Source organism: Bradyrhizobium sp. Rc2d (genome assembly GCF_900099855.1).
Lineage (GTDB): Bacteria > Pseudomonadota > Alphaproteobacteria > Rhizobiales > Xanthobacteraceae > Bradyrhizobium.
On the sequence record NZ_FNCU01000005.1, the window covers coordinates 1 to 12898 of the forward strand.

Genomic DNA, 12898 nt, shown 5'->3' on the forward strand with positions numbered 1-12898 from the left:
GCAGCATCACCGAGACAGCGCGACGGCTGGGCCGCACGCAGCCGGCGATCACTCTGCAATTGCAGCGGCTGGAGGAACTGACCGGAAAGCAATTGTTCGAGCATGGCGGCCGCAGGCTGACGCTGACCGACGACGGCACCATCGTCCTAACCTACGCCAAATCCATCCTGAGGTTGCATGACGAGCTGATTTCGCAATTGGCGTCACAGGAGATCGAGGGCCAAGTCGTGCTCGGCACGCCCGATCTCTATGCCGCTTTCATGCTGCCTCAGATCCTCAGCGTGTTCCGGAAATCCTTTCCGCGCGTGCAGGTCGAGCTCAACTGCGCGCTCTCGACACCGCTAGTCGGCCTCGTCAAGCGCGGCGACGTCGACATCGCGCTGGTTACGCGCATGAACGATTTCACCGGCGGCCAGGTGGTGCGGCGCGAGCAACTGGTCTGGATGACCGGCGAGCAATCCGCCGCGCATCAGGAGCGCCCGATTCCGCTGGCGCTCTTGCCGCCCGGCAACATCTATCGCGACTACGCCATCGACACGCTGGAGCGCGCGAATTTGCGCTGGCGCATCGCCTGCGTCAGCGAAAGCGTCGGTGGTCTTCAGGCCGCGGCTTTCGCGGGCATAGCCGTGACCGTGCTGGGCCGCAGCGCGCTGGTGCCGGCGATGCGCGAAATCGGGCCGAATGAGGGGCTACCGCCGCTGCCGAAGATCGAGCTCTTGCTCTACAAGTCGAGCGGCGCAACGTCCAAGGCCGCGACGGCGCTGCACGACTATCTCGCGCACTATCTGCGGCTCGATGAAGAGCTCGGCGGCCGCGGGGCGCCGATCGAGCTGTCCTAGCTCACGCCTTCTGGCGCAGCGCCAGCTGCGGCCAGAACTTCGCCCAGGGCTGCGCCGCCTCGAACGCGGCGGCGATGCTGAAGATCGTAGGCTCGTCGAGCCAGGTCGCGACAATCTGGAGGCCAATCGGCATGCCGTCGCTGTCGAAGCCGCAGGGGAGCGTTGCCGCCGGAAGGCCGGCGAGATTGATCGGCCAGGTGAAGGGCGACCAGCCAAGATGCGGGTCCACCTCGCGGCCGTCGATCGAGCCGACGCCGATCTGCCCAGCCTCGAACGCGGTCACCGCGACGGTCGGGGTCACCAGCGCATCGACGCGCTCGAACAACTTCAGGAACGCATTGCGCGCCTGGCCGCGCCGGTAGCCGGCCTCGATATAGTCCGTGCCGCTGTAGTGCCGACCGGCGCTGACGACGTCGCGATAATCGGCCTCGGAGCTTGCGAGTTCGGCCGAGGTCCTGGTCGCGACCGCCGCCGCCTGCTCGGTGAAGGCGATCGGCTTCAAGGTGTGTTCGAGAATACCGGGGTCGAGGCCCGGACCATCCATGGTCACCTGCGCGCCGCAAGAATCGAGAATGGCAAGCGCCTTGTTGAACGCTGCTCTCACTTCGGGACTGACGGCGCCGTAGCCGAGATCGACGCTGGCGCCGATGCGGATTCCGTTCAACGGCGCGGCGTTGGTGTCGAAGCGGCGGGATGGTACCGGCAGGCTTGCGGCATCGCGCATATCATAGCCGGCAATAATCTCCAGCGTGAGCGCGGCGTCCGCCACCGTGCGCGTGATCGGTCCGGTATGGGCGAGCGAAGCCCAGGACGGCGGCGAGAAGCCGGGCGAGCGCGGCACGAGGCCGAATGTCGGCTTCAGGCCGAATACGCCGCAGAAGGACGAGGGCACGCGGATCGAGCCGACGCCGTCGGTGCCGATCGCGATCGGGCCGCAGCCGGCGGCCACACCCGCCGCCGCACCGCCGCTCGAGCCGCCGCTGGTACGGCCGAGATTCCAAGGATTGCGCGTCGTGCCGGTGACCGGGCTGTCCGCGGTCAGCTTGTAACCGGACTCGCAGGTGGTGGTCTTGCAAGTGATGATGGCGCCCGAAGCCTTCAGCGCCGACACCACGGCAGCATCGACATCGGGCACGAACGCCTTGTTCATCGGCGAGCCGGCATAGGCCGGCACGCCTGCGACGAAGACGAGATCCTTGATCGTAACAGGCACGCCGGCAAGTGGCCCCGTGGCCTCCCCCGCCCGCATCTCCCGGGTGAGACGATCGGCCTCCGCCCTCGCCTGCTCGTACATCGGCGTCACCACCGCGTTGCAGGCCTCGTTCGTCGCCTGAAGCGCGGCGATGGTGTCGTCGACGACATCGCGCGGGGTGAACGTCTTGCGCCGGTAGCCGGCCATGATCTCGGTAACAGAGAGCGCGCCAAGATCAGTCGGCGCCGGCGGGAAGGCCGTTCGGCCGGGACCATCAGTCATCATCAACCCTGAAGAATTAGCTGAGCGCCCCGTCGACGGCGCGCTTGGCCATCACCGTGACGAGATGCGCCCGGTAATCGGCTTCGGCATGGATGTCGGAGGTGAGGCCGTCATTGTCGATCTTGATCGCCGCGATCGCGGAGGGATCGAAATTGCCCGACAGCGCCGCCTCCATCGGCGGTACACGGAACACGCCTGGCCCCGCGCCAGTGACGGCGACGCGAACGCCATCGGCAAATTTCGCGACGAACACGCCGACCAGCGCATAACGGGAAGCCGGCGCCTTGAATTTCGCGTAGCCTGCCTTGAGCGGCACCGGAAAGCGGATGGCAGTAATGATCTCGTCGGGTTCAAGCGCCGTCTCGAACAGCCCGAGGAAGAACTTGTCGGCAGCGATCTCACGCGTGCTGGTGATGACGGTCGCGCCGAGGCCGAGCACGCTGGCGGGATAGTCAGCCGCCGGATCGTTGTTGGCGACCGAGCCGCCGATGGTGCCGCGGCTGCGCACGGCGGGGTCGCCGATCATCGAGGCCAGCGCCGCCAGCCCCGGAATTTTCGTCTGTACCAGCTTGGACGCTGCGACCACCGCATGCGGGGTCATCGCGCCAATCGTGATGGTCGCGCCGCCGTCGGTGATGCCCTTCAGCGAGCCGAGCTTCGACAGATCGACCAGCGCAGACGGACTGGCCAGCCGCTGCTTCAGCGTCGGGATCAGCGTCATCCCGCCGGCAACGAGCTTGCTGTCCGCGATCGAGGTCAGGAGCTTCGCCGCGCCGGGAATCTGATCCGGCTGATGGTAGGCAAACGGTTTCATTTTGGTCCTCCCTATTCCGCCGCGACCGGCAGCGACGCGTTTTGCAGCAGGCGCCAGATCCGGTTCGGCGTCGCCGGCATGTCGACATGGGTGACGCCGAGATGCGAGAGTGCATCGACCACCGCATTGATGACGGCGGCGGGCGATCCGATGGTGCCGACCTCGCCGCAGCCCTTCACGCCCATCGGGGTGTGCGTGCAGAGCGTCGAATGCGTCGCGACTTTCATCATCGGCAGATGGTCGGCGCGCGGCATGCAGTAATCCATCAGCGAGCCCGACAGCAGCTGGCCCGATCCTTCGTCATAGACCGCGTTCTCGAACAACGCCTGGCCGACACCCTGCACGATACCGCCATGCAGCTGGCCCTCGACGATCATCGGGTTGATGACCGTGCCGACGTCATCGACCGCGGTGTAGTTCACCAGCATCACCGTACCGGTCTCGGGATCGACCTCGACCTCGGCGATGTGGCAACCGCCGGGATAGGTGAAGTTGACGGGGTCGTAATAGGCCTGCTCCTCCAGCCCCGGCTCCAGCACCTCGAGCGGATAATTGTGCGGCACATAGGCCGCACCTGCGATCTCCTCGAAGGTCTTGATGCGGTCCGTGCCGGCGACGGAAAACTTGCCGGCCTCGAAGTGGATATCGGCTTCGGACGCTTCGAGCAGATGCGCGGCGATCTTCTTGCCCTTGACGATCACCTTGTCGGTCGCCTTCGACAGGGCGGCGCCGCCGACGACCAGTGAGCGCGAGCCGTAGGTGCCCATGCCGAACTGCACACGGTCGGTGTCGCCGAACACGATGTCGACATTCTCGAACGCGACGCCGAGCTTGTCTGAAACGATCTGCGCGAAGGTCGTCTCGTGGCCCTGGCCGTGATTGTGCGTGCCGATCATAACCGTCACCTGGCCGGTCGGATGCACACGCACCGTGGCGCTCTCATAGAGACCGCCGCGCGCACCGAGCCGTCCGGCGAAGCGCGACGGCGCGAGGCCGCAAGCCTCGACATAGGTGGAGTAACCGAGCCCGCGAAACTTGCCCTTGCTGGCGGATGCCGCCTTGCGTACGCCGAAATTCTTGACGTCGGCGGCGACAAGCGCGCCGTCGAGGCAGCCCATGGGATCGCCGGAATCATAGTGCACCAGCACCGGCGTCTGGTACGGATAGGCTTCCTTCGGGATCATGTTGCGGCGGCGGATCTCGACGCGGTCAATCCCCATCTCGCTGGCCGCGACGTCAACGATGCGCTCCAGCACGAAGGTCGCCTCGGGCCGTCCTGCGCCACGATAGGCGTCGACCGGTACGGTGTTGGTGAAGACCACCTTCACGTTGCAGTAGATCGCTGGCGTGGTGTAGACGCCGCCGAGCAGCGGTCCATAAAGATTGGTCGGGATGTTTGGTCCGAAGGTCGAGAGATAGCCGCCCATATTGGCGAGCGTGTTGACGCGGAAGGCGAGGAATTTTCCAGTCTCGTCGAGCGCGAGCTCGGCCTCGGTGACGTGATCGCGGCCGTGACGATCGGAGACGTAGCCCTCCGAGCGGCTCGCGACCCATTTCACCGGCCGCCTCACGCGCTTGGCCGCCCATGTGATTACGGCCTCCTCGCCGTAATGGAACTGCTTGACACCAAACCCGCCGCCGACATCGGGCGCGACCACGCGCAGCTTGTGCTGGGGAATGTTCAGCACCAGCGCCCCCATCAGGAAGCGCACGACATGCGGGAACTGGCTCGTGGTCCACAGCGTGAAGCGATCAGTGCCCGGCTCATATTCGGCGACCGCCGCCCGCGGCTCCATGGGATTGCCGATCAGGCGGTTGTTGACGAGGCTCAGCTTGGCGACATGCGCCGCCTTCTTGAACGCAGCCTCGACCGCGGCCTTGTCGCCAAGCTCCCAGTCGCAGCAAATGTTGTTCGGCACGTCGTCGAACAATTGCGGCGCGTCCGGCCGGATTGCCTCGAGCACGCCGACTACGGAGGGCAGCACCTCGTAGTCGACCTTCAGCAGTTCAGCCGCCGCATTGGCCTGCTCCGGCGTCTCCGCGACGACGAAACCGATCATGTCGCCGGCGAAGCGCACCTTGTCCTGGGCCAGCATCGGGAACGGCGGCTCCTTCATCGGCACGCCCTTGGCGTCCGCGATGCCCCAACCGCAGGGCAGTGAACCCAGTCCATCGTCGGCGACATCGTCGCCGGTCAGCACCGCGATGACGCCGGGCGAAGCCAGCGCTGCGCTCTTGTCGATGCCGCGCAGCACCGCGTGGCCGTGCGGCGAGCGCACGAACACGCCCGCCGTCATGCCGGGGCGCTTGATGTCGGAGACGTAATTGCCGCGGCCGGTGAGAAAGCGTTGGTCCTCTTTCCGCTTCGGTGCGGCGCCGATGCCGATCACATTGCCCATGGTCACTCTCCCTTGGCGGCGTTCATGGCGGCGGCGCCGGCCATGACCGAGACGACGATGTTCTGGTAGCCGGTGCAGCGGCAGATGTTGCCTTCGAGGCCATGACGGACATCGGCCTCCGTCAGGTCCGGCTTCTCGGTCGCGAGCGCCACGGCCGTCATCAGCATGCCCGGCGTGCAGAAGCCGCATTGCAGGCCGTGATGCTCGCGAAACGCCTCTTGCATCGGATGCATCCGGTTCGCGCCCGGCGCGCCTTGCAGACCTTCGATCGTGAGCAGTGTCGCGCCATCCAGCGCGGGCGCCAACAACGTGCAGCTCTTAACGGGAAGACCATTGAGGTGCACCACGCAGGCGCCGCACTGGCTGGTATCGCAGCCGATATGCGTGCCGGTAAGATTGAGCTGCTCGCGCAAGAGCTCGGCGACGAGCGTTGCGGGCTCGACATCGACAGTGGTTGGCCGTCCGTTGAGTGTGAAGGATATTTGCACGATCATACTCCTGTGCGCGACGGGTCTTTAGGCGAGTGGAAGCGCGCTGCCGGTGGCCCAAGTGGCCATCACGACATCTCCCACGGTGAAGGGATCTGCGAAGAAGGTCTTCTCGGGCACATAGGCGACGAACTCGTCGTCCGGCACGGTGTCGAGCATGACCTTGACAAAATAGCCCTGGTATTCGATCGCGAGCACCCGGCTCGGCAGCGACGTGGTGCAACCCGGCGGCAAGTCCCTGCCCGGCCTGACCAGCGCGACATCGTCGCGGCGCACCGCGATATCGACCTTGTCGCCGACGCTGACGGACGGGCGCGCCTGAAGCGGCACCTCGATGCCTGAGGGAGCCGCCTGCGCGAGCGTGAAGCTTGCACCGTTGACCTTCTCGACGCGGCCCGACAGCACGTTCTGGCCACCCATGAACTCCGCGACGTAACGGTCGTGCGGATGAGCGTAGACCTCACGCGCCGGTCCGGCTTGCTTGATCTTGCCCTGCTCCATCACCACGACGAGGTCGGCGAGCGCAATCGCCTCGAGCTGGGTATGGGTGACGTGGATGAAGGTGATGCCGAGCTCCTGCTGCATCCGCCTGAGCTCCTGCCGCATCTGGACGCGGAGCTGCTCATCGAGCGCCGACAGCGGCTCGTCGAGCAGCAGCACGCGCGGCTCGGTGATCGCCGCACGCGCCAGCGCCACCCGCTGTTGCTGGCCGCCGGAGAGCTGGGCCGGCAAGCGATCGGCGAATTGCGTCAGCCGCACCTTCTCGATCATCGCGTCTGCCGCACGCAGACGATCAGTCTTGGACATGCCGCGCACGCGCAGGGCAAAGGCAATATTCTCTCGCACGGTCAGATGAGGGAACAGCGCATAGGACTGGAACATCATCGCCGTGCGGCGATGCACCGGCGCAAGCCCGACGACGTTTTGGCCGCCGATGACGATCTCGCCTGCGGTCGGATCCTCGTGGCCCGCGATCATGCGCAGGATCGTGGTCTTGCCGCAGCCGGAGGGGCCGATGAAGCAGCAATAGGCGCCGTCCGCAATCTTCAGGTTTACGCCGTCGACCACATTGGTGACGCCGTCAAAACTCTTGCAGACGCCCGCCAGTTCGATATCGCCGCGATCGTTCTTCATTCCTATCCCTTTGCCCGGCTGCCGCGCGTCTTCTGGATCAGCACGATGGTGCCGAGGCTGGCACCGATCACGATGAAGGAGACGATGGTGGTCACCGTGCCGAGCGCGTAGAGCGAGGGCGAGGTGACGTTCAGCGTCATGCTCCAGATTTCCAGCGGCAGCGTGTTCAGCGAGCCCGCGGTTTGAAGGCTGCGGGCGAATTCGTCATAGGACAGCGTGAAGCCGAACAGCGCGACCGCAACGAGGCCGGGCGCCAGCACCGGGATCATCACCAGCCGGATCGACTGCCAGCGGCTGGCGCCGAGATCGTAGGCCGCCTCCTCCCAGACGTGGTTGAAGCGCGACATCACGGCGAACATCACGAGCACGCCGAATGGCAGCGTCCAGGACAGCTGGGCGCCGAGTGCCGAGGTGTACCAGCTGGCATTCAGGCCGAGCGCCTGGAACAGCAGGCCGGTGCCGAGACCGAGCACGAGGCCGGGCGCGACCAGGCTGCCGATCATCATGTAGAAGACGATCGTGTCGCCGCAAAAGCGCTTGCGGAAGCCGAGGCCGGCGAGGAACGACACTACCACCGTGATGATGGTGACGATGACCGCGAGCTTGATCGAGCGGTCGAACGAGCCCTTGACGTCGCCGGTGCGGACCTGGGTGAAGAGATCGACGAACCAGTGCATCGAATGGCCCTTCATCGGGAATACGAGGCCGCCGCGGATGTCCTGGAACGACAGGATATAGATGCAAAACATCGGCCCGTAGAGCGCGAGTACATAGAACGTGAACAGCGCTGCCAACACGTAGAACGTCCAAGGGCGCCCGCCCTTGCTCGGCGCGATCGCCCTGCTGGTTGCAGGCGCGATCTTCTCCGGCATGTCGGCGAGAACGGCGCTCATCGGGTGATCTCCTGCCGGATATCGACGGTGCGCAGGATCAGCGACACGATTGCGATCAGCACCAGCGTCAGCACCACTGCGCTCGCGGCCGCGGTCGGATATTGCAGCACGCCGACGTCCTCGTAGAACGCGCTGACCACCGAGGCGGAGCCACCGCCGGACATCACCTTGACCACGAAGAAATCGCCCATCACGATCGAGACCACGAAGATGGTGCCGAGCGCCATGCCGCTCTTGGACATCGGCACCACGATCAGGCGCATGATGTCGAATCGGCTGGCGCCGGCGTCGATCGCCGCCTCGACCAGCTTCTTGTCGATCCGCGCCATCGAATTGAAGATCGGCACGATCATGAAGATCGTGAGCTGGTGGACATAGGCGATGACCACCGCGAGGTCGGAGAACAGCAGCACGTCCAGTGGCTGGCGGATCACGCCCATTCCAAGCAGCGCCTGGTTGATCAGACCTTCCTTTCCCAGAAGTGGAATCCAGGAAATCATCCGGATGATGTTCGAGGTCCAGAACGGCACCGTGCACAACAGGAACAGGCCGATGGCGAGCAGCTGGTTGCGGACGTGGAACACCAGGAAGTAGGCGACGAAGAAGCCGATGATCAGCGTGAAGATCCAGGTCAGCACCGTGAACTTGATCGTCGCCAGATACAGTTTCAGCGTCAGCGCCGAGTGCAGAACCTCGACGTAGCTCGCCAGCGTGAAGCCCGGCGTCAGCCCGCCAAAGCCGTCGGTGGCGAAGAAGCTCGCGGCCAGCACGACAAGGATCGGCGCCACGAAGAAGGGCACGAGCACCAGGACAAGCGGCGAGACGTAGAGCCAGCCGGCCAGATTGGATCGCGATGGAGTTGGACTCGGCTGCATGTCAGCGAACGCCTCGACGTCAATCTCACCCGCCGGCGCGTCGCCGCGCCGTCGCCTTTCGTCAGGGAAAGCAGGTTTCAGGCCACCTTGAAGTCGTTCCAGCGCTTGTTCATGTAGGCGGCCTCGTCCATCAGCGTGTTCCAGCAGGAGATGTTCTTGACGCGGTCGAGCAACGAGCCGCCGTCACGCTTGGTGCCGGCCTTCTCCATAGCAACGCCGTAGGGATCGTTGACCACCTCTGGCGCGGGCTGGCCCTCGTACCAGAACGCCCATTCCGCCGGTGTCAGGAATTTCTTCGCGGTCGAGGGCACCGGGCTGTAATAGCCGTAGCGCGCGACGAAGCCGCCCTGCCAGCCCGAGAGGTACCAGTTGAGATATTCATAGGCCGCATCCAATTTCTTGCCGGAGAGATGCTTCATCAGGCCCATGCCGTTGCACCAGCCGCGGTACCCTTCCTTGCCGTTCTTGACGTTGACGGGCGCGTAGACGCAGGGAATTTCCTTGACGCGGACCGCCGCGACCGCCGGCGACCACATCGACTGAATGATGACCTCGCCCGCCGCCATCAGCTGCACCGATTGGTCGAAGGTGGTCCAGGTCGCGCGGAACTGGCCCTGCTTCTTCAGCTCGATCAGCTTGTTGCAGGTGAAGTCGATCTCCTCCTTGGTCATGTTGCCCTTGTTGCCGTACTTGATCAGCCCGGCGCTCTCGAAGCAGAGCGCCGCATCCATGATGCCGATCGCGGGCACGTCGAGGATAGCGGCCTTGCCCTTGAACTTGGGATCGATCAGGTCCTTCCACTCGGTCACCTCATGGCCGACGAGGTCGGGGCGATAGCCGATGGAGTCGGCGTTGTAGACCTGCGGCAGGAAGGTCGCCCATCCGGTGACGCCGTCGTTGAGATCCGTCGCATCGGGCTTCGCGATGTACATGGCTTCATAGGGCGAGATGCCCTGGCGCGGGATCTTGTGGCCGTCGATCTCACCCTTGGTGAAGATCGGCAGGATGTTGTCGAACTCCTTGATCTTCTTGACCTCGATGCCCTGGATCACGCCGCGCTTGGCGGCGAGTTTCGCCTGCCAGCCCTCGAGATCGGCGATATCGACCGTATTAGGCTGGCTTATGAAGCGGTTGATGGCGGCGGAGGTGTCGAGGTTCTGCATCGTCACCTTGAAGCCGAGATCCTTGGCGGCCTGGTCGCCGATCGCCTTCACCACCGAATAGGACACGCCGACATGGCGGAGCTCGATGTCCTTGATCTCCTGCGCCCAGATGGTCGGGAATCCGCGGATCGCGTCCGACCCCACGGCCGCGCCCGCAATTGCGGCTACCCCCTTCAACAGCGTGCGCCGGCTCAGCTTTTTCGCAGATCTCGCTTCCGTTCCCGCCGGATCGGAAGTGGATGTCCCCTTAATCCTGTCAGACATGGCAACCCCCATTGGTTACGATGAACGCTCGCCCCGATCGCCATTGACCGGCTGCGGATGTGATCAGTTGCGCGTGAGGCTAGGGGCGGGATTTTGCGAAGTAAAATTGGAAGTAACAATTCACGGCATAAGCGCCACTAATGCCTCAACTCTCTGCACTTCATCTCGGCAGGCGGCTCATGAACGCAGCAGGGCATATGTACCGGTCGCGATGAAGAGAAGATTCTCTGGTCTTTCGTTTCGGCGAAAACCCGCTGGGAAACCAGAACACGAGCCCGAGCAGGAAGAAGGCATAGGTGATCATGCGTAGCCTCCAGCGCGACTCGTAGCGCTTCGGTGAGATCGACGAACAGCAGGCTGCCGAAGATGACGTCCGAAATGGTCCCGGCGCCGCCGCCGAGCACCATGATCAGCATGGTGGTCGAATGGTACATCTGGAACGTGAGCGGACTGACGACAGTGAGGTAGTGCGCATAGAGGCTACCGCCGAGGCCGGCGAAGGTGGCGCTGACATGAACACCACCAACTTGTAGTGCCGGGTGGGGATGCCGACGGATTCTGCCGGCGTCTCGTTCTCGCGGATGGCGATCATTTTCCGCCCGGCCGATGAACGGACGATGAGGAAGGCGACCAGCGTGGCGATCGCGGCAATGGCGAGGACCAGGTAGTAGAAGCCGACCGTCCCGCAGACGGTGAACGTGTTCCCTTCGGCGTCGCGCTCGGGGCGCTGGGGAACGGCTGGCGATAGCCGCGGGCGCCATCAGGATGGGCCACGAGCGGATTCGAGTCCAGCCTCAGCCGGATTGGTCGCCCCGATCGTGTGGTAGGCGCGGCCGAAATAGATCAGATTGTCGGTGCAGCCGGATCTTTGCAGCGCGACGACCCGGCAGAACAGCACATCATGCGTGCCGACATTGACGACATCCGCAATCCGGCAGTCGAACGCGGCGGCACAGTCGGCCAGCACCGGCGCGCCGGTTGCCAGCGTCGACCACGCCGCGGCGGCAAAGCGTCCCTCGGCAGGCACCTTTCCGCCGAACAGGCGGGACAGTTGCTCGTGCCTCGCCGAGAGCACGTTGACGCACACCACCTTGTTGCGCGTCACGCTGGAATAGGTCGAGGAGGAACGATTGATGCAAACCAGAAGCGTCGGTGGATCATCTGTAACGCTGCAAATCGCGGAGGCCGTGAATCCGGCGCGGCCCGCAGCACCGTCGGTCGTGACGATGTTGACGGCCGCGCCGAGACAGGCCATCGCGTCACGGTAGTCCCGAGGAGCCACATCCTGCATCGATGTCCTCACACCTCGATGGCAGGCGCGAAGGCGAGCTCGCGCAGCACCTGTGCCAACACGGCGGCGCCGGCAGCGACGTGATCGGGCTCGGCCCATTCGTGCTCGACATGGCTCGCCCCGTCGCGGCACGGGATGAAGATCATCGCGGCCGGACAGACTTTTGCGAGATGACGGGCATCGTGACCGGCGGCGGAGAGAATCGCCATGGCGGAATGCCCCTGCTCCCGCGCTGCCTTCGCGATGCTCGCGCGCAGGCGCGGAGCGAAAACGTTCGACGGCGCATCCACGAGCGGCGTCACCGTGACCGTGCACGGCGGGGCATTCTCCTGGCACAGAGCCGTGATGCGCGTGCCAGCCGCATCGAGTACCGTATTATCGGGATGACGCAGATCGATGCTGAAGCTGACGCGCGACGGCACCACCGACGGCGCGTTCGGCACGACAGCAACCCGGCCGATGGTGAACTTGACGTCGGCATCGACGGCGCCGATCTCGGCATGGAGCGCAGCCGCCACACGAGCAAAGGCCGCGAGCGCATCGCGCCGCTCCGACTGCGCCAGCGTACCGGCGTGGCCCTCGGCGCCCTCGACCACCACCTGAAAGGTCTTCTTGCCTTGGATGCCGGTAACGACTCCGATGGTGCAGGCAGCCGCTTCCAGCAGCGGTCCCTGCTCGATGTGCAGTTCGAGATAGGCCCCGGCGGCAAAGCCGAGCGGCCGGTGCGGCACATCAGCGAAAGCCTGGTGAAGGCGGTCGAGCGCCTCGCCGACACTGATGCCGTCTGTATCGCGCGCGGCGCGGATGACCGTCATGTCGCGCTCACCCGTGAAGGCCTCCGAGCCCATCATGCCCGGGGCGAAGCGTGAGCCTTCCTCGTTCATCCAGGCGACGATGATGATATCGCGCGCAGGCTTTTCGCCTTGCTCAGCGAGCGAGACCGCCGCTTCGAGTGCCGCCATCACGCCGGCGGCGCCGTCGAACTTCCCGCCTGTCGGCTGGCTGTCGAGATGACTGCCGAGCAGAAGCGACGGTGCGGCGCGGTCGCGGCCGGCCAGCGTCAGGAACAGGTTTCCCGCAGCATCTGTGGACGGCGTCAAATCCGCCTCGCGCCCCCAGCCGATCACACGTCGCCAGGCGGCGATCTCACCGTCGCTCAGCGCCTGGCGGTTGACCCCGCCGGCCGCCGTCGCGCCGATCTCGGCGAGCGCCATCAAACGGGTCCAGAGCCGGTCGGCGTTGATCAGAGGCTGGCTCGTCATCG

At 64.9% G+C, this 12898-nt stretch carries 11 protein-coding genes and 1 pseudogene; 1 reads left to right on the top strand and 11 read right to left on the bottom strand.

The window, feature by feature from the left end:
- Window positions 1-839: LysR substrate-binding domain-containing protein (locus BLV07_RS09380; protein WP_143035373.1), on the top strand; the 839-nt coding region annotated here is incomplete at its 5' end.
- A 1-nt stretch (window position 840) separates the two neighbouring features.
- Here the strand turns inward: BLV07_RS09380 and BLV07_RS09385 are convergent.
- From BLV07_RS09385 to BLV07_RS09435, 11 genes and pseudogenes are all read right to left on the bottom strand, one after another.
- Window positions 841-2313: an amidase gene (locus BLV07_RS09385; RefSeq protein ID WP_091883800.1), complete on the bottom strand. Its 1473-nt coding sequence runs from the start codon at window positions 2311-2313 to the stop codon at window positions 841-843.
- A gap of 16 nt (window positions 2314-2329) precedes the next feature.
- Window positions 2330-3127, bottom strand: a complete 798-nt coding sequence (locus tag BLV07_RS09390) for an FAD binding domain-containing protein (RefSeq protein WP_091883085.1) — start codon at window positions 3125-3127, stop codon at window positions 2330-2332.
- An 11-nt stretch (window positions 3128-3138) separates the two neighbouring features.
- The gene (locus BLV07_RS09395) at window positions 3139-5526 is read right to left on the bottom strand and encodes a xanthine dehydrogenase family protein molybdopterin-binding subunit (protein ID WP_091883088.1); all 2388 of its coding nucleotides are present in this window, start codon (window positions 5524-5526) and stop codon (window positions 3139-3141) included.
- A gap of 2 nt (window positions 5527-5528) precedes the next feature.
- Window positions 5529-6020, bottom strand: a complete 492-nt coding sequence (locus tag BLV07_RS09400) for a (2Fe-2S)-binding protein (RefSeq protein ID WP_176945432.1) — start codon at window positions 6018-6020, stop codon at window positions 5529-5531.
- A gap of 21 nt (window positions 6021-6041) precedes the next feature.
- On the bottom strand, window positions 6042-7148 hold the full coding sequence (locus tag BLV07_RS09405; RefSeq protein WP_091883091.1) for an ABC transporter ATP-binding protein: 1107 nt from the start codon (window positions 7146-7148) through the stop codon (window positions 6042-6044).
- Between the two features lie 2 nt (window positions 7149-7150).
- Window positions 7151-8041 carry an ABC transporter permease gene (locus tag BLV07_RS09410; RefSeq protein WP_091883094.1) on the bottom strand — a complete coding sequence of 297 codons (891 nt, stop codon included), beginning with the start codon at window positions 8039-8041 and terminating at the stop codon, window positions 7151-7153.
- Window positions 8038-8916: an ABC transporter permease gene (locus tag BLV07_RS09415; protein WP_091883097.1), complete on the bottom strand. Its 879-nt coding sequence runs from the start codon at window positions 8914-8916 to the stop codon at window positions 8038-8040. The genes BLV07_RS09410 and BLV07_RS09415 overlap by 4 nt, the downstream gene beginning before the upstream one ends.
- Window positions 8917-8993: 77 nt before the next feature.
- Window positions 8994-10343, bottom strand: a complete 1350-nt coding sequence (locus tag BLV07_RS09420) for an ABC transporter substrate-binding protein (protein ID WP_091883805.1) — start codon at window positions 10341-10343, stop codon at window positions 8994-8996.
- 160 nt (window positions 10344-10503) lie between these two features.
- Window positions 10504-11043 (bottom strand): annotated as a pseudogene (locus BLV07_RS09425) (branched-chain amino acid ABC transporter permease); the annotation flags it as partial.
- A gap of 60 nt (window positions 11044-11103) precedes the next feature.
- Window positions 11104-11634, bottom strand: a complete 531-nt coding sequence (locus tag BLV07_RS09430) for a flavin reductase (protein WP_176945433.1) — start codon at window positions 11632-11634, stop codon at window positions 11104-11106.
- Window positions 11635-11642: 8 nt separating this feature from the next.
- On the bottom strand, window positions 11643-12896 hold the full coding sequence (locus BLV07_RS09435; RefSeq protein WP_091883104.1) for a Zn-dependent hydrolase: 1254 nt from the start codon (window positions 12894-12896) through the stop codon (window positions 11643-11645).
- Window positions 12897-12898: the final 2 nt, after the last annotated feature.